Raw genomic sequence first — 16,280 nt, 5'->3', positions numbered from 1 at the left:
ACCAAGGAGGCCTTGAGCCTATGACACTCCATCAGAACCTGATTGCCGGCGAATGGGTCGGCACGGACGGCATCGAGAACATCAATCCGTCCAACACCAACGAAGTCGTCGGCCTCTACGCCCGCGCCAGCGCAGACGATGCCAAGACCGCGATTGCGGCGGCCAAGGCTGCCTTTCCGTCCTGGTCGCGCTCCGGCATTCTCGAGCGCCATTCGATCCTGAAGAAGACCGCCGACGAAATCCTGGCGCGCAAGGACGAGCTTGGCAAGCTGCTCGCCCGCGAAGAGGGCAAGACGTTGCCGGAAGCGATCGGCGAGACTATCCGCGCCGCGCAGATCTTTGACTACTTCGCTGGCGAGTGCCTGCGCCTTGCAGGCGAAGTCCTGCCGTCGGTGCGGCCGAATATCGGTGTCGAGATCACCCGCGAGCCGATCGGTGTCATCGGCATCATCACGCCGTGGAATTTCCCGATCGCTATCCCGGCGTGGAAGATCGCGCCGGCGCTCTGCTACGGCAACACGGTCGTCTTCAAGCCGGCCGAACTCGTGCCGGGCTGCTCCTGGGCGATCGCCGACATTCTGCATCGCGCCGGTCTGCCAAAGGGCGTGCTCAACCTCGTCATGGGCAAGGGCTCGGTCGTTGGCCAGGCCATGCTCGACAGCCCGGATCTCGCCGCCATCACCTTTACCGGCTCGACCGGAACCGGCAAGCGGGTCGCGGCTTCCTCGATCGAGCATAACCGCAAGTTCCAGCTGGAAATGGGGGGCAAGAACCCGATGGTCGTGCTCGATGATGCAGACCTGACGGTGGCTGTCGAAGCCGCTGCCAATTCCGGCTTCTTCTCGACCGGCCAGCGCTGCACGGCTTCCTCGCGCCTGATCGTCACCGAAGGCATTCATGACAAGTTCGTCGCTGCCTTGACGGAAAAGCTGAAGGGCCTTGTCGTCGATGATCCGCTGAAAGCCGGTACGCATATCGGCCCGGTGGTCGATGCCGGCCAGTTGAAGCAGGACACCGACTACATCGCCATCGGCCAGTCGGAAGGCGCAAAGCTTGCCTTCGGCGGCGAGACGATCTCGCGCGACAATCCTGGCTTCTACCTGCAGCCGACGCTGTTTACCGAAGCCACCAACCAGATGCGCATTTCGCGCGAAGAGATCTTTGGGCCCGTTGCGTCGGTCATCCGGGTGAAGGATTACGAAGAGGCGCTCTCGGTTGCCAATGACACGCCGTTCGGCCTGTCTGCCGGTATTGCCACGACGAGCCTGAAACACGCGACGCATTTCAAGCGCAACTCGGAAGCCGGCATGGTCATGGTCAACCTGCCGACAGCCGGTGTCGATTTCCACGTTCCGTTCGGCGGCCGCAAGGCTTCCTCCTTCGGTTCGCGCGAGCAGGGCAAATACGCGGCCGAGTTCTTCACCGTCGTGAAGACGGCCTACACGCTGGCGTAACGACATATCCGGCGGATCGGAGCACAGCGCCGATCCGTCCGGACCTTCAAAGGACAATGATGATGTTTAAGAAAGCGGAATGGCCGCGCAAGCTGAGGTCGCAGGAATGGTATGGCGGCACAAGCCGCGATGTCATTTATCACCGCGGCTGGATGAAGAACCAGGGCTATCCGCATGATCTGTTTGACGGACGCCCGGTCATCGGCATCCTCAACACCTGGTCGGACATGACACCGTGCAACGGCCATCTGCGCGAACTGGCTGAAAAGGTGAAGGCCGGTATCTGGGAGGCCGGCGGCTTCCCGATGGAAGTTCCGGTGTTCTCGGCTTCCGAAAACACCTTCCGCCCGACCGCCATGATGTATCGCAATCTTGCGGCACTCGCCGTCGAGGAGGCCATCCGTGGCCAGCCGATGGATGGCTGCGTGCTGCTCGTCGGTTGCGACAAGACCACGCCGTCGCTGATCATGGGCGCTGCATCCGTTGACCTGCCGTCGATCGTCGTCACCGGCGGGCCGATGCTAAACGGCTATTTCCGTGGTGAACGGGTCGGTTCCGGCACGCATCTGTGGAAATTCTCCGAAATGGTCAAGGCCGGCGAGATGACGCAGGCCGAATTCCTCGAGGCAGAAGCTTCGATGAGCCGTTCCTCCGGCACCTGCAATACCATGGGTACTGCGTCGACGATGGCGTCCATGGCCGAAGCGCTTGGCATGGCGCTGTCAGGCAATGCCGCAATTCCGGGTGTCGACAGCCGCCGCAAGGCGATGGCGCAGCTCACCGGTCGCCGGATCGTGCAGATGGTCAAGGATGACCTGAAGCCGTCCGACATCATGACGAAGCAGGCCTTTGAAAATGCCATCCGCACCAATGCTGCGATCGGTGGATCGACCAATGCCGTCATCCACCTGCTGGCCATGGCCGGCCGCGTCGGCATCGACCTGACGCTCGACGACTGGGACCGTTGCGGCCGCGACGTGCCGACCATCGTCAACCTCATGCCGTCGGGCAAGTACCTCATGGAAGAGTTCTTCTATGCCGGTGGCCTGCCGGTCGTTCTGAAGCGTCTCGGCGAAGCCGGCATCCTGCACAGGGATGCACTGACGGTGTCCGGCGAAACCATGTGGGACGAGGTCAAGGATGTCGTCAACTGGAACGAAGACGTCATTCTGCCTGCCGAAAAGGCCCTGACGCAGTCCGGCGGCATCGTCGTTCTGCGCGGCAATCTCGCGCCGAAGGGTGCCGTTCTGAAGCCGTCGGCGGCCTCGCCGCATCTCTTGACGCACCGGGGCAGGGCCGTGGTGTTCGAGGATATCGACGACTACAAGGCCAAGATCAACGACGACAATCTCGATATCGACGAGACCTGCGTCATGGTCATGAAGAACTGTGGTCCGAAGGGTTATCCGGGCATGGCGGAAGTCGGCAATATGGGCCTTCCGCCGAAAGTGCTGAAGAAGGGCATCACCGACATGGTGCGTATCTCCGACGCCCGCATGTCCGGGACCGCCTACGGTACCGTCGTCTTGCACACCTCGCCTGAGGCCGCCGTCGGTGGGCCGCTCGCGGTCGTTCAAAATGGCGACATGATCGAGATGGACGTGCCGAACCGTCGCCTTCATCTGGATATTCCCGAGGCGGAACTGGCGCGGCGCCTGGCCGCCTGGCAGCCGAACCATGATCTGCCGACATCCGGCTATGCCTGGCTGCACCAGCAGCATGTCCAGGGAGCCGATACCGGTGCCGACCTCGATTTCCTCAAGGGATGTCGCGGCAGCGCGGTGGGCAAGGACAGCCACTGATCGGCTGTCGTTTTGTATTGAGAAAGGCGGAGCATAGTCTCCGCCTTTTTGATTCTGAGGGGACATTGCGGTTCATTTTGCGATGATTGGCCGAATTGCACTCGGTGACGACGTCGGGCGCTGGCTTGAGCGTGCGCTGGCCTTACCCGGCGTGCAACTTGCCGCTGTTGAAACCCCGATCGCTGTTGGCAGCGTCCGGCTTCCCGGCATTTTTTATGCGGATCCAGCCGATCGAATCATCGTTGCGACGGCGCGGTTTCATCAAGTGCCCCTGCTGACGGCAGACAAGGCTATGCTCGACTATGGCGCAAAGGGACATGTCGCCGTTTTTCCCGCTTCTTCGTGACGCGGTGTCGCTACTGACTTTGGCTCTGGCTCTGTTCCTGCTGCTCCACCGTGACCGTCACCTTCAGCGCCTCGCTGGCCGCGCCGTGGATCAGGCCTGAGATCGGGGCGGCGTCGCGATAGTCCAGCCCGCAGGCAATGCGGACATAACGATCGTCCGGGCACATCTTGTTGGCGGCATCGAAACCGACCCAGCCAAGGCCGGCGAGGTGGATTTCCGCCCAGGCATGGCTTGCCGTCTGCTCCGGCTGGTCTTCCATCATCAAATAGCCGGAGACATAGCGTCCCGGAAGGCCCAGTGTCCGCGCTGCCGCGACCATGATGTGGGTGTGGTCCTGGCAGACACCGCTTCCCTGCAACAGCGCCTGTTCCGCCGTCGTCTCGGTGCCTGTCTCGCCCTGCCGGTATTCGACCGTTTCGGCGATCGTCGACATCAGCATGTGCATCTTGGCAAGATCTGTGTCGCCGCTCATCGATTTGGCAAGATTGCGGATCGGCTTTGCCATCTTCGTCAATGGCGTTTCGCGCAGATAGAGCCAGAGCGGCGCATAGCCCTGGTGCACGCCATAGACGCCGGATCTGTCCTCGGTCTCGACTTCGCCGGTGGCGATGATGCGGATTGATGTCTGGTCGCCATTGACGCTGACCAGATTGGTGCGGTTGCCGAAATGGTCGTCATAGCCGACCTCCATTCGTGCGCCCTCGACCGAGGTTTCCCAACTGAGCACGGTCTGTCCGGGCTGGGTCAGGGGTGTCAGGCGCAGGCGTTGCAGCGAATACTGCACCGGCTCTTCGTAGGTATATTGGGTCGTGTGGTTGATTTTCAGACGCATGTCGTTCTCCCCCAGCCCATTCTAGTAGAACCGGTAGCCGTCGGAGATTTCCTGTCCCAGACGGTTGTTGTGGCTGATGAAGTTCTCGATATATTCATGCAGGCCCTGATCCATGACATCCTTGATCGAATGGCTGCGCAACGAGGCGAGCGTTTCTTCGGCGGTTGCATGGGCGGCGTGCCGTTCGCCGTATTCCCGCGCAAGATAGCCCAGATTGCTGCAGATCTTTTCATAACAATAGGCCAGCGACCGCGGCATGCGGCCGTTCAGGATCAGGAAGTCGGCGATGTTGGAGGCCTTGTATTCGGCCTCGTAGACCCAGCCATAGGAGCGGTGCGCCGAGACGGAGCGCAGGATCGATTCCCACTGCACATTGTCGATTGACGAGCCGACCTGACTGACGGCCGGCAGGAGCACGTAATATTTGACGTCAAGAATGCGCGCCGTGTTGTCGGCGCGCTCGATGAAGGTGCCGATGCGCGAGAAGTTGAAGATCTCGTTGCGCAGCATGGTGCCGTGAAACGCGCCGCGGATGAGGCCGGTCTTTCGCTTGATTGCATCGATGGCTTCCGGCAGGTCCGCCGGCTTGACACGACGCGCCAGAAGCGCCTTCAGGTCGAGCCAGCATTCATTGGTCGCCTCCCAGGTTTCCCGGGTCAAAGCGGTGCGCACCATGCGGGCATTGTTGCGGCCGGCATCGATGCACGACATGACGCTCGATGGATTGCTGCGTTCGCGCAGCAGGTAATCGATGGCGTCGGCACTGGTCAGCTTGTCATGGGTCTCGTCGTAGGTATCGCGGACGCCCGAGCTCTGCAGCACGCCGTCCCAATCGTCTTCGGTTGCCTCCGATCGGGTGAGCGACATGCGCATGCCAGCATCAATCAGCCGGGCGCTATTTTCGGCGCGCTCGATATAGCGGAACATCCAGTACAAACCGTTTGCGGTTCTTCCAAGCATGATGCGTCAGTCCTCCAGAACCCAGGTATCCTTGGTGCCGCCGCCCTGACTGGAATTCACCACCAGGGACCCGGCCTTCAATGCCACGCGGGTCAAGCCGCCCGGTATGATCTGCACCTTGTCGGAAACGAGAACGTAGGGGCGAAGGTCCACATGGCGTGGCGCAATGCCCTTGTTGACGAGGATCGGCACCGTCGAGAGCGACAGTGTCGGCTGCGCAATATAATTGTGCGGGCGTGTCTTCAGTTTTTCGGCAAAGGCCATGCGTTCCTTCTTCGAGGCTGTCGGCCCGACCAGCATGCCGTAGCCGCCGGAGCCGTGGACTTCCTTGACGACGAGATCGGCAAGGTTTTCCAGAACATATTTCAGGCTGTCCGCCTCGGCACAGCGCCATGTCGGGACGTTTTCGAGAAGCGGCTTGCGGCCTGTGTAGAACTCAACGATCTCAGGCATGTAGGAATAGATCGCCTTGTCGTCGCAGATGCCGGTGCCCGGCGCGTTGGCGATCGTGATGTTGCCGGCACGGTAGACGTCCATGATCCCGGGAACGCCAAGTGTCGATTCGGGCTTGAAGGTCAGCGGGTCGAGATAGTCGTCGTCGACGCGCCTGTAGAGCACGTCGATCGCCTCGTAGCCGCGGCTTGTGCGCATCTTGACCTTGCCGTCGATGACGCGCAGGTCGGAGCCTTCGACAAGTTCGACCCCCATCATGTCCGCCAGGAAGGCATGTTCGTAATAGGCCGAGTTGTAGATACCGGGGGTGAGGACGGCGACGCGCGGCTTGCCTTCGCATCCGGGAGGGGCAAGCGAAGCAAGGCTCTGGCGCAGCAGATTGGGATAGTTTTCGACCGGGCGAACGCGGTTCTGATGAAAGAGTTCCGGGAACATCTGCATCATCGTCTCCCGGTTTTCCAGCATGTAGCTGACGCCGGAGGGCGTACGGGCATTGTCTTCGAGGACGTAGAACTGGTCCTCGCCGGTGCGCACGATGTCTGTCCCGACAATATGCGTATAGACGCCACCCGGTGGGCGGAAACCGATCATCTGCGGCAGGAAGGTGACGTTGCGCTCGATCAGTTCGCGCGGAATTCGGCCGGCCTTGATGATTTCCTGCTTGTGGTAGATGTCGTCGAGAAACGCATTGAGGGCGATGACGCGCTGTTCGATGCCCTGTGCGAGCTTGCGCCATTCCCGGCCGGAAATAATGCGCGGAATGAGGTCGAAGGGGATGAGTTTTTCCGCACTGTCGGCGTGTCCGTAAACTGCAAAAGTGATGCCGGTCTTGCGGAATATGTTCTCTGCGTCTTTCGATTTGGCAATCAGTCGGGCCTTGTCCTGGCTGGAATACCAATCATTGTAGGTCTTGTAAGGCTGGCGCGGGCTATTGTCCGCATTCATCATTTCGTCAAATGCCAACGGTGTGATCCCCTTTTTTTGTCATTTGAGTACAACAGCAAGTGCAATGCAAGAAGCATGCTCGTTTCCGGGCAAAAGAAATTTCAGACGGGGAATTGCCAATTTTTTGGACGGATTGCCGTGGCGCAGGGTACGCTGGCCTCTCCGATGTGGCGCGCCGGAGAAGCCAAGCGGCCTGATCTGACGGCACGGCCGAGGGCAGTGCGCTCCAATTGTGCAGATGCCTATGCTTTGCGCGTTGTCGTGTTGCGATTTTCTGAACCTCATCATCACGAATTTTGTTTTGACCATCAGCATGCTTCGCTCTATCGCAAACGCTTTGCGCCCCGTGCCACTGTTGGCACAACGGAGAGAGCATGACCCTCGATCGTCTGGCCCCGGCCATTTTCGTTCTCCTGTGGTCGACGGGATGGGTGGTGGCAAAATATGCTGGCCTCTTTGCCGATCCGCTGACCTTCCTCGTGCTGCGCTACGCCATTGCCGTCACGCTGTTTTTGATCTTCTGTCTCGCAACCGGCGCGCAATGGCCAAGGACGAGGGGCGAGGCCGGGCATGCAGTCATCTCCGGCATGTTCCTGCACGGGCTTTATCTCGCCTCCGTCTGGTGGGCGATCGGCCAGGGTGTTCCCGCAGCACTTTCCGGCATCATCGCCGGTCTCCAGCCGCTGATGACCGCAGCGGTCGCACCGGCCCTGATCGGCGAGCGCCTGAGCGGGCAACAGCGTCTCGGCCTCTCGATCGGTTTTCTTGGCATTGCGATTGCCGTCCTGCCAAAAATCCTTGCCATCGACACCGGTGCCACGCCGATCCTCCCGGTGATCGTCAATGTGCTTGGCATGGCGGCGGCGACCTATGGCACGATCCACCAGAAACGCTTTCTCCAGGCGGTCGACATCCGCTCGATTGCGACGCTGCAATATGTCGGTGCCCTGATCGTCACCATCCCGCTGGCGCTGATGCTGGAGGATCTGCACGTGACATGGTCTTTCGAGCTTTTCGCGGCGCTCGCATGGTCGGTTCTGGCCTTGTCCATGGGCGCCATCGCGCTGCTGCTCTATCTGATCCGCAGGGGGCAGGTTTCGCGGGCCGCGTCGCTGATCTACCTCGTGCCGCCACTTGCCGCCGTGCAGGCAATGATCCTGTTCGGCGAGACGCTGACCACGCCGATGATCATCGGTACGGTTGTGGCTGTCACAGGCGTGTACCTGACCAATCGTACGCCCGGTCCGATCGCGCCATGAGATGACCACCCGCCCCTGACGGAGCAACGTCCGGCCTTGTCGTGTTCAATTACCCTTCTGCGGAAGATCCTTTTCAGCGCCGTGCGCCGGACCTTCTTCCTTCACCTCGCGCGGTGTCGGTGCGGTGATGACGCCGTGGTCGGGATCGTGCACATCCTGCCCCTTTGAGCCATCGGCGGCTGTGGGCAGTTCGCGTTCGCGGCTGTCCTGCCGTGTCTGCTGCACGTCCTTTGCCTCATCGATGACATTGCTCAGTTCGTTTTGCGAAAGGTCGGAGAGGTCGATGCGCTTGTCCATCATGGTGTCCTTATCAGTTTGATCTCTCCGATAAACGCGCGACTTGCGGAATCGACGCATCCGCAAACAAATTTCCTTCAAAAAAATGGGTAGCGGGTATCCGCCTGCGCATGCTTGCCGCTTCAATTGCGAACATGCATCGAATCAAAAACGGCGGGGTTTCCCCCGCCGTTCAAATGTCATTGGATCGGATATGAAAGCTTACGCTTCGTCGCGACGGGCGCCGGCAGCACGCTTGCGCAGGCCGTTGGCGCCGGCCGGGTTGCCTTCGCGGGGCTGGCCGCTGGCTGTGCCGCCGCCGTGATTGCGGTTGCGCCATTCGCCCTGCTTCTGGCCGGGACGTCCGTTGCGGTTGCCGCCTGGACGCTTGGCGATCGCTTTTTCGTGGGCTGCCTGTGCGGCAGGACCCTGGCCCTTGCGATGTTGTTTCTGCATGTCGGCATCGCTCAGCAGTTCGTCGCCGGCAAAGCCGCCGGCTGCGGCCGGACGGGCACGCGGTGCATGGTCTGCACGCGGCTCATTGCGCTGGCCGCCGCCATTGCCGCCACCCGGACGCTGACCGCCACGCGAGCCCTTCGGGCGGGCGCGGTCGGCCGGCACTTCGCCGCTGGCCGTGGTGATTTCGATCTTCATCAGGCGCTCGATATCGCGCAGCAGACGGATTTCGTCCGGCGAGCAGAAGGCAATCGCGATGCCGTCGCGGCCGGCACGGGCCGTGCGGCCGATGCGGTGGATGTAGGCTTCGGCCACTTCCGGCAGGTCGTAGTTGTAGACGTGGGTGACGCCCGGAATGTCGATGCCGCGGGCAGCAACGTCGGTCGCGACCAGAACGCGGGTCTCGCCGTCACGGAAGGCCTTCAGGGCGCGCTCGCGCTGGCCCTGGCTCTTGTTGCCGTGGATCGAGGCAACGGAGAAGCCGACATGTTCGAGGTGCTTCATCAGCTTTTCGGCGCCATGCTTGGTGCGCGAGAAAACCATGGCGCGGCCATCGGGATTTTCGGTGAGCGTCTTCTTGAGGATTTCAGTCTTCTGGCTGGCGCCCTGGACGAAGTGCACATACTGCTCGACCTTGTCGGCAGCCTTGCCGGGAGGCGTGACCTGCACGGTAACCGGATCGACCAGGTATTCGCTGGCCAGTTCGGCGATCGCCTTTGGCATGGTGGCCGAGAAAAGCAGCGTCTGGCGCTTCTTCGGAACCATCTTGGAAATCTTGCGCAGGTCGTGGATGAAGCCGAGGTCCAGCATCTGGTCGGCTTCGTCAAGCACGAGGAAGCGGGCCTGGGTCAGCGTCACGGCCTTGCGGGCAATGAGGTCGAGCAAGCGGCCCGGCGTTGCAACGAGAATGTCGACGCCACGGGAAAGCTGTTCGGACTGCTTGTTGATCGATGCACCACCGACGACGAGGCCGATCTTGATCGGGGTCTTCTTGACGAAGTCCTTGAGGTTCGAGGCGATCTGGTTCACCAGTTCGCGGGTCGGCGCCAGAACCAGTGCGCTGATGTTGCGCGGGTCAGGGCGCTTGCCGCTGGCCAGCATCTTTTCGATCATCGGCAGGCCGAAAGCCGCGGTCTTGCCGGTGCCGGTCTGGGCGAGACCGATGAGGTCTTTGCCTTCCATCACGAGCGGGATTGCCTGCGCCTGGATTGGCGTCGGCACTTCGAAACCTTGCGCGGCAAGGGTCGACAGAATGTGCTCGGAGAGGCCAAGGTCTTTAAAAGTGGTCAATGTATTGCCTTTTCGGGGCGCCAAACGCTTTCGCCGGAACAGCACCATGCGGTTCCGGTGTCGGTTGGCGTCAAGAACCCCGCGTGATTTGGGAACTTGTGGGTTGATAAAGCGGTCTGCGCTGCATCCTGCCGTGATCGGCAGGACATTCTCTTTTGCGCTTATCCTTCGTTAGGGATCCAGAGGATCCCGCAGGCCGCTCACGCGGCGGCCGGAAGGTGACGCTGGGCCTCATGTCGTTGTTTTCACCGAAAAAGTCAAGAGATAGTTTTTTGCGACTGCGAAGGGCAGCCCTGCGCTCAGGACATGACCAGCTCGAAATCGCCGCTGGCAAGGCCGGCGCCATTCACCAGGATCTCCACACGGTGGAGGCCGGCATAATATTGCCGGGTGGTGATCGGTCGCAGCGCATGCCGGCGCATGAATGTCTGCGTTTCGCCCGGCTTCAGATCCAGGCTGGTCCATTTGAAGACCTTCGGCGCGAGCGATCCATTGGCCTTGCGGTGGTGAATGGCATAGTCGAGCATCAGCCGCTGCGTCTCTGAGCCTGTATTGCTCACGGTCAGGCTAAAGCCGAGATGCTCACCGAACGTGACACCCGGGGTTTCGATCGATACCGCTGCATTGACGCCCGCTGCGGGCGCAAAGCCGAAATTGGCAAGCGCCTCGCCATGACCCTTCTTCAAAAGCGTGCGGGACGCGTGGCGCAGCAATTGTCGGCGCTGGGGCGAGGCGTTGCTTATCGCATCGCGCACGAAGGCGGCCACCAGATCGGGATGATCCTTGGCGATGTCGTTCAGGCTGTTGGCCACGGACCGGCGGACATAGTCTTCCGGGTCATCCATCAGCGCTTCGAGGATCGGCAGGATGGGCTGTGGGTCGCGGACGAGCGCGGGAAGGCGCATGGCCCAGGGCAGGCGTGGCCGGGTGCCTTCCGAGGCAAGCCTGCGCACATGGTGATTCGGATCTGCAACCCACGGCCCGATGATGGCCAGCGCCCGATCCTGCTGCGCATGGATGAACGTCCGGATGCCGAATTCGGCGGTAAAGTGCGGCGTCAGTGCCTTCAGAAGATCCAGCGAGAGGTCTAGATGCGCGACACCGCATTCGGCGATGAACTGGTTGATTGAAAGCAGCGCCCAGCCGGTGAGGCCCGGTCTATCCACACGCGCAAGGCAGGCGTGCAGGATCGGGACGGTTGCTTCGAAGTCCGGTGGAAGATGCCGATGCAGGGCGGTTGCGATCAATTTTCCGCGCTGCATCAGTTCCAGCGTATCGATTACGGGCAGGATGTCTTCCAGAAACGCTGCGCGTTCGAAGGGTGCGAAGGCCCGCGCCACGGCGTCGGCCGTGTCGCGGGCGGTGTGGTGGCCGATCAGATGTTTCAGTGGCTCGGCCATCAGCGCTCAGATTGCCTCTGCGGTTACGAAATGCTGCATCAAGGATACGCTTGCGATTGTCGCCATGTAAGGGGCAAAGGCCGGGTCGGCCTGCACCCGTGCGGCGGCGGCATCGGCGCTCGGCTTGTCGGTCCATTCGACAAGATCGGCGATGAGGTCTTGCCGATCGGGCGCAGTCAAGGCCCGCCAACTGACGAAGCCCGGAAAGCTGCGCACGGCCTGCATGGCGGCGCGGCGTGCCTGTTCGGCGGCTGGCCGGTCGGTGACGGTGCAAACGGCGATTTCAAGAATGGTCGGTTGGGTCATGGATCTTGCTCCTGTGAATGACGGACTTGACCTAACACGGTCCAACTGACACCCTTCTGGCCACAGTGTTTCCGCTCCATGCCGAGTGTGCCGATGCGTCCTGCCGACCGCCTGTTCCGGATCATCCAGCTCTTGCGTTCCAAGGGTGGCGCCATGACGGCGGCCGCCATTGCCGAGGCGATGGAAGTGGCGCCGCGCACGATCTACAGGGACATGATGCATCTGATGGTATCGGGAGCACCGATCGAAGGTGAACGCGGTGTCGGCTACATGTTGCGCGAGGCCTTCGACGCTCCGCCGCTGACCTTTACCTTCGAGCAGCTCGAAGCGCTGGCCTTCGGACTGCGGGCCGTCGACATGCTCGGTGACCCGCGTCTTGGGCAGGCGGCCCGCGAGGCAAGGGACAAGATCGTGGCGATGCTGCCGTCCGGGCATGCCAAGCGCCTGGTCTCGATGCCGATCCATGCTTTCCGCGCTGCCGCGCAGCCAGAACCGCCGGCCTGCCTCGGTGACGTGCGTGCGGCGCTGGCGGGGCGGCGCAAGCTATCGATCGCCTATGTTGCACTGCCCGGCGCGCGCAGTCAAAGGCTTGTCTGGCCGCTCGGCCTGTCCGCGTTCGGGGCGATCTGGGTGATGACCGCCTGGTGCGAAATGCGCCAGGCCTTCCGTGATTTCCGGCTCGACAGGATCGAGGTCTGGACGGTGCTGGCCGAACGGTTCGACCCGGAGCCTCACCAGTCGTTCGAAACTTATCTGGACCAATTTGCCGGTTGAGCCATCTGACAGGCTTCAGAAGTCCGTCGCGACGCCGCCTTCGCGCTTGCGGCGGGCGACGAAGTCGTCGAGTTCTACTTCAATGGCCAGATCGAGCGGCGGCTTTTCGTATTCGTTGAGCTTGTCCTTGAAAACACGGTTGGCGTGATCGTATGTGGTCGGCCGTCCAGCCTCCGTCCAGGTTTCGAAATTGCGCCAGTCAGACAGGATCGGCGAATAGAAGGCGGTCTCGTAGCGCGCCAACGTGTGGGCGGTGCCAAAATAATGGCCGCCGGGGCCCACATCGCGCACCGCATCCAGGCCGAGTGCATCCTGGCTGACATCGAGCGGTGTAAGGAACTCCGCCACCATCTGCAGCATGTCGACGTCGAGGATGAATTTTTCGAAGGATGCGGTCAACCCGCCCTCGCTCCATCCTGCCGAATGCATGATGAAATTGCCGCCGCCCTGCGTCAGCGCCCAGAGCGAGAAGCCCGATTCGTAGGCTGCCTGGGCATCGAGCGTGTTCGAGGCGTTGGTGTTGGAGGTGCGGTAGGGGATGTTGTATTTGCGGGCAAGCTGGCCGCCGGCAATCACCGCCTTCATGTATTCCGGTGTGCCGAAGGCGGGGGCACCGGTCTTCATGTCGACATTCGAGGTAAAGCCGCCATAGAGCACCGGTGCGCCCTTCCGGACCATCTGCGTAAAGGCGATGCCGGCCAGGGCCTCGGCATTCTGCTGCACGACGGCACCGGCGATCGTAACAGGCGCCATGGCGCCGGCCAGCGTGAACGGCGTGACGACGACCACCTGGTTGCGCGACGACATCTCGATAATGCCCTGCAGCATCGGCCCATCGAGACGCAGCGGCGAAGACGTATTGATGATCGTGAACAGCGAGGGTTCCTGCTCCATCTGCTCGGCCGAAATGCCGCGGCCTATGCGGGCGATCTCGAGGGCATCGATGTTGCGCTGCTGGCCGAGCGAGTAGCAGTGGAACGCCTTGTCGGTGAGTTTGACCATGTCGGACAGGCAATCGAGATGGCGCACCGAGGCGTGGATGTCGATCGGTTCGACCGGGTAGCCGCCGGTCGTATGAATGATGTCGTAGGACTGGGCGAGCTTGACCAGCTTGCGGAAGTCTTCCTGATTGCCGGCGCGGCGTCCGCCCTCGCGGTCGGCGACAAAGGGTGCGGACGCAATCTGGGCGAAGACGAGATTGTTGCCGCCGATCTGAACATTGCGGATCGGGTTGCGGGCATGCAGGGTGAAGGCCGGTGGAACCGAGGCGATCATCTCCATGATCAGGCCGCGGTCGAAGCGCACGCGGTCGGTTCCCTCCGTCACATCGGCGCCTGCCGCCTTCATCCGCTGGCGGGCTTCCGGCAGGATCACATCCATGCCGATTTCTTCAAGGATTGTCAGCGACGCATCATGGATGGCTTCAAGTGCATCCTCGCTGAGCACCGTGGATTTCGTCATGGTGTTGACGAGGTTGAGATATTTCGAATGACCCGTGGACCTCCGGGCTGTCCGGTCCGCGCCACGGCCACCGGCGCGCCGGCGCCGCTCGACGGGGGCTTCGGGCTGATCGACCAGGGGCATGGCGGAGAATTCGTTGTCGCTCATGATTTTTCCATCGCGTTTGGACACGACGGAGATGTTGCAGATTTGGGTCCCGGCATGCGCCACCATTTGCGACAGCAAACTTCCTTGACAGAAAACCGGATCGAAATCGTGCCCGTTCATCTGCGTCTGTCATGCGTCCAGAAGCGTCAGGCGGACGGTTTTGTGCCGGACAGCATTTCCCTTTTGGCGCCATAGCCTTTGCGCCGTTCGACGGCAAAACCGGCGGCCTGCAGATTGCGCCGGACGAAACCGGCCGCTGCATAGGTCGCGAATGTACCGCCCGGCCGGGTCCTGTCAAAGACGGATTGCATGAGATCCTGTGACCAGAGGTCTGGATTGCGCACCGGCGAGAAGCCATCGAGATACCAGGCGTCAAACACTTCTGCCATCGAGCCAAGCCGTGCGTCTGCGGGCCCGATCACCACCCTCAACTGCACGCCGTCGCCGAAATCAAGGCAGACATCCGCCGTTGGTTGCTCTGGCCACAAGGCGCAAAGCGCCGCGCGCTCCTCGTTGATCTCCGGCCAGCGTGAAAGCGCCCGGGCGATGTCGGTCGCCTGCATCGGAAAACGCTCGAAGGAGATGAAATGCAGCCGCTGACCGTCACGGCCCTCTCGTTTCCATTGCCGCCAGGTCTCGCAGAAATTCAGGCCGGTGCCGAAACCAAGTTCGCCGATGGTGAAATCGGTGCTGTCCTGCCAGCGAGCGATGACAACATTGCCGCCGAGAAACACGTGCTGGCATTCCAGCCTGCCATCCTCGCGGCAATAAAAATGATCGCCAAATTCGGCCGAATAGGGCATATCGCCCTCGTGCCATTCGAGCGTCTGGTGCTGCGGGACCGGGCTCAGTTCGGTCGGGCGCGCGGGCAATGACGGATTGTCGGTCTCTCTGGCTGTCATGCCGTGTCGGATAATCCTCGCGGGAAAGAAGGTCAATCGATGACGGATCTGTTGATCGTCGGCGGCGGCATCATGGGACTGTGGGCGGCCGTGATGGCGGACCGCGCCGGCATCGAGACAATGCTTGTCGAACGCTCGGCAATCGGCGCCGGTGCCAGCGGCGGCATCCTCGGGGCGCTGATGCCGCATGTGCCGGATCGCTGGAACGAGAAAAAGCAGTTCCAGTTCGATGCCTTGGTGTCTCTTGAAGCCGAGATCCGCAAACTCGAGGCGGAAACCGGCCTGTCGGCCGGCTATCGCCGTTCCGGTCGCATCATTCCGCTGGCCAAGCCGCATCTGCGGACCATCGCGCTGCGCCACCAGCAGGAGGCACTCGAACACTGGCGATCCCATGACCGTCCGTTTTTCTGGAATTTCAGCGATATCTCCGACACACCCGGCTGGCCTGATCGTGCCGTCACTGAAAACGGCATGGTGTTCGATACGCTGGCCGCCCGCGTTGCGCCGCGAGCCCTGCTCGACATGCTCACCGCAGTGTTGCGCGGCTCTACCCATGTGACGATATTGGAAGGGACAGAGGTTGTCCGTCTCGATCCGACCGATGGAAAAGCAGAGTTGCAGGGTGGTCAGAAAATTGACTTCGGACACTGCATTCTGGCTGCTGGGGTGCAGTCCTTTCCGCTGATCGATGCGCTGCACCCCGCAGCGCCTTCGGCAAGCGGCACGGCCGTCAAGGGGCAGGCCGCGCTGCTGAAGACCGACATCGATCCCTCATGGCCGGTGATCTACTCCGACGGGCTCTATCTTGTGCCCCATGAAGACGGCCGCGTTGCCGTCGGCAGCACCAGTGAAATCAGCTTTGCCGATCCGCTGGCCTGCGACAGGCAATTGGACGACCTGTTGGAGCGGGCTTACGGCGTCGTGCCGATGCTCCGAAAGGCCGAGGTTCTTCAGCGCTGGGCCGGTTTGCGGCCGAAAGCCATCGGGCGCGAGCCAATGGTCGGTCGGCATCCGGATTTCCACAAGCTGTTGACGCTGACCGGCGGCTTCAAAGTGAGTTTCGGCCTTGCGCACAGGCTCGCCGCCTCGGTTATCGCAGATATCAACGGGCAGGAGAGCATCGACCTGCCTGAATCCTTTCGGTGCCGGGAACATGTTACGCTGCTCAAAACCGGTGGCGTGCCCAACAGAAAAGGCCCTGCTACGGGATAGCAGGG

Annotated in this window: 15 protein-coding genes; 6 read left to right on the top strand and 9 right to left on the bottom strand. The window is 61.6% G+C overall.

Going from position 1 to position 16,280, the window contains the following annotated elements; genetic code table 11:
* Nucleotides 1-20 precede the first annotated feature (20 nt).
* From AX760_RS12715 to AX760_RS12705, 3 genes are all read left to right on the top strand, one after another.
* Nucleotides 21-1,454 (top strand): aldehyde dehydrogenase family protein, encoded by a 1,434-nt coding sequence (locus AX760_RS12715; protein ID WP_071833239.1) that lies wholly within the window; start codon nucleotides 21-23, stop codon nucleotides 1,452-1,454.
* A 62-nt stretch (nucleotides 1,455-1,516) separates the two neighbouring features.
* Nucleotides 1,517-3,256: an L-arabinonate dehydratase gene (gene araD, locus AX760_RS12710; RefSeq protein WP_087149236.1), complete on the top strand. Its 1,740-nt coding sequence runs from the start codon at nucleotides 1,517-1,519 to the stop codon at nucleotides 3,254-3,256.
* A gap of 82 nt (nucleotides 3,257-3,338) precedes the next feature.
* Nucleotides 3,339-3,602, top strand: a complete 264-nt coding sequence (locus tag AX760_RS12705) for a type II toxin-antitoxin system VapC family toxin (protein WP_071833238.1) — start codon at nucleotides 3,339-3,341, stop codon at nucleotides 3,600-3,602.
* A 10-nt stretch (nucleotides 3,603-3,612) separates the two neighbouring features.
* Here AX760_RS12705 and AX760_RS12700 read toward each other — a convergent pair whose 3' ends face one another.
* From AX760_RS12700 to AX760_RS12690, 3 genes are read right to left on the bottom strand one after another with little or no spacing between them, the layout of a single operon-like run.
* Nucleotides 3,613-4,434, bottom strand: a complete 822-nt coding sequence (locus AX760_RS12700) for a transglutaminase family protein (RefSeq protein ID WP_071833237.1) — start codon at nucleotides 4,432-4,434, stop codon at nucleotides 3,613-3,615.
* Between the two features lie 21 nt (nucleotides 4,435-4,455).
* Nucleotides 4,456-5,394, bottom strand: a complete 939-nt coding sequence (locus tag AX760_RS12695) for an alpha-E domain-containing protein (protein ID WP_071833236.1) — start codon at nucleotides 5,392-5,394, stop codon at nucleotides 4,456-4,458.
* A 6-nt stretch (nucleotides 5,395-5,400) separates the two neighbouring features.
* A complete protein-coding gene (locus AX760_RS12690; RefSeq protein ID WP_071833320.1) occupies nucleotides 5,401-6,795 on the bottom strand; it encodes a circularly permuted type 2 ATP-grasp protein in 1,395 nt (464 codons plus the stop codon).
* 371 nt (nucleotides 6,796-7,166) lie between these two features.
* Between AX760_RS12690 and AX760_RS12685 the strand changes: the two genes are divergently transcribed.
* Entirely contained in the window at nucleotides 7,167-8,051 is an 885-nt protein-coding gene (locus AX760_RS12685) for a DMT family transporter (protein WP_071833235.1), read from the top strand.
* Nucleotides 8,052-8,096: 45 nt separating this feature from the next.
* On the opposite strand, the gene AX760_RS12680 is transcribed toward AX760_RS12685, so the two are convergent.
* The 4 genes from AX760_RS12680 to AX760_RS12665 form a co-directional block, all read right to left on the bottom strand.
* Nucleotides 8,097-8,348, bottom strand: coding sequence for a hypothetical protein (locus AX760_RS12680; RefSeq protein ID WP_071833319.1), 252 nt, complete (start codon nucleotides 8,346-8,348; stop codon nucleotides 8,097-8,099).
* Between the two features lie 201 nt (nucleotides 8,349-8,549).
* Nucleotides 8,550-10,073, bottom strand: coding sequence for a DEAD/DEAH box helicase (locus AX760_RS12675; protein WP_071833318.1), 1,524 nt, complete (start codon nucleotides 10,071-10,073; stop codon nucleotides 8,550-8,552).
* A 299-nt stretch (nucleotides 10,074-10,372) separates the two neighbouring features.
* Nucleotides 10,373-11,473: a DNA alkylation repair protein gene (locus AX760_RS12670; protein ID WP_071833234.1), complete on the bottom strand. Its 1,101-nt coding sequence runs from the start codon at nucleotides 11,471-11,473 to the stop codon at nucleotides 10,373-10,375.
* Nucleotides 11,474-11,479: 6 nt separating this feature from the next.
* Nucleotides 11,480-11,779 carry a hypothetical protein gene (locus AX760_RS12665; RefSeq protein WP_071833233.1) on the bottom strand — a complete coding sequence of 100 codons (300 nt, stop codon included), beginning with the start codon at nucleotides 11,777-11,779 and terminating at the stop codon, nucleotides 11,480-11,482.
* 93 nt (nucleotides 11,780-11,872) lie between these two features.
* Here AX760_RS12665 and AX760_RS12660 point away from each other — a divergent pair, with 93 nt between their 5' ends.
* Complete coding sequence (locus AX760_RS12660) at nucleotides 11,873-12,553, top strand: helix-turn-helix transcriptional regulator (protein WP_071833317.1); 681 nt, start codon at nucleotides 11,873-11,875, stop codon at nucleotides 12,551-12,553.
* A 15-nt stretch (nucleotides 12,554-12,568) separates the two neighbouring features.
* Here AX760_RS12660 and AX760_RS12655 read toward each other — a convergent pair whose 3' ends face one another.
* Both AX760_RS12655 and mnmC2 read right to left on the bottom strand, forming a co-directional pair.
* The gene (locus AX760_RS12655; RefSeq protein ID WP_071833316.1) at nucleotides 12,569-14,161 is read right to left on the bottom strand and encodes a trimethylamine methyltransferase family protein; all 1,593 of its coding nucleotides are present in this window, start codon (nucleotides 14,159-14,161) and stop codon (nucleotides 12,569-12,571) included.
* 146 nt (nucleotides 14,162-14,307) lie between these two features.
* A complete protein-coding gene (gene mnmC2, locus AX760_RS12650; protein WP_083531173.1) occupies nucleotides 14,308-15,063 on the bottom strand; it encodes a tRNA (5-methylaminomethyl-2-thiouridine)(34)-methyltransferase MnmC2 in 756 nt (251 codons plus the stop codon).
* Between the two features lie 39 nt (nucleotides 15,064-15,102).
* Between mnmC2 and AX760_RS12645 the strand changes: the two genes are divergently transcribed.
* Complete coding sequence (locus AX760_RS12645) at nucleotides 15,103-16,275, top strand: NAD(P)/FAD-dependent oxidoreductase (protein WP_071833232.1); 1,173 nt, start codon at nucleotides 15,103-15,105, stop codon at nucleotides 16,273-16,275.
* Nucleotides 16,276-16,280 lie beyond the last annotated feature (5 nt).

Source organism: Pararhizobium antarcticum (assembly GCF_001885585.1).
In the GTDB taxonomy this organism is placed as follows: domain Bacteria; phylum Pseudomonadota; class Alphaproteobacteria; order Rhizobiales; family Rhizobiaceae; genus Pararhizobium; species Pararhizobium antarcticum.
This window is presented reverse-complemented; position numbering and strand designations above follow the sequence as displayed.

Excerpts from the sequence above, each read along its gene's own strand:
- AX760_RS12715 (WP_071833239.1), top strand. The coding sequence starts at position 21 with ATGACACTCCATCAGAACCTGATTGCCGGCGAATGGGTCGGCACGGAC.
- araD (WP_087149236.1), top strand. The coding sequence starts at position 1,517 with ATGTTTAAGAAAGCGGAATGGCCGCGCAAGCTGAGGTCGCAGGAATGG.
- AX760_RS12705 (WP_071833238.1), top strand. The coding sequence starts at position 3,339 with ATGATTGGCCGAATTGCACTCGGTGACGACGTCGGGCGCTGGCTTGAG.
- AX760_RS12700 (WP_071833237.1), bottom strand. The coding sequence starts at position 4,434 with ATGCGTCTGAAAATCAACCACACGACCCAATATACCTACGAAGAGCCG.
- AX760_RS12695 (WP_071833236.1), bottom strand. The coding sequence starts at position 5,394 with ATGCTTGGAAGAACCGCAAACGGTTTGTACTGGATGTTCCGCTATATC.
- AX760_RS12690 (WP_071833320.1), bottom strand. The coding sequence starts at position 6,795 with ATGATGAATGCGGACAATAGCCCGCGCCAGCCTTACAAGACCTACAAT.
- AX760_RS12685 (WP_071833235.1), top strand. The coding sequence starts at position 7,167 with ATGACCCTCGATCGTCTGGCCCCGGCCATTTTCGTTCTCCTGTGGTCG.
- AX760_RS12680 (WP_071833319.1), bottom strand. The coding sequence starts at position 8,348 with ATGGACAAGCGCATCGACCTCTCCGACCTTTCGCAAAACGAACTGAGC.
- AX760_RS12670 (WP_071833234.1), bottom strand. The coding sequence starts at position 11,473 with ATGGCCGAGCCACTGAAACATCTGATCGGCCACCACACCGCCCGCGAC.
- AX760_RS12665 (WP_071833233.1), bottom strand. The coding sequence starts at position 11,779 with ATGACCCAACCGACCATTCTTGAAATCGCCGTTTGCACCGTCACCGAC.
- AX760_RS12660 (WP_071833317.1), top strand. The coding sequence starts at position 11,873 with ATGCGTCCTGCCGACCGCCTGTTCCGGATCATCCAGCTCTTGCGTTCC.
- AX760_RS12655 (WP_071833316.1), bottom strand. The coding sequence starts at position 14,161 with ATGAGCGACAACGAATTCTCCGCCATGCCCCTGGTCGATCAGCCCGAA.
- mnmC2 (WP_083531173.1), bottom strand. The coding sequence starts at position 15,063 with ATGACAGCCAGAGAGACCGACAATCCGTCATTGCCCGCGCGCCCGACC.
- AX760_RS12645 (WP_071833232.1), top strand. The coding sequence starts at position 15,103 with ATGACGGATCTGTTGATCGTCGGCGGCGGCATCATGGGACTGTGGGCG.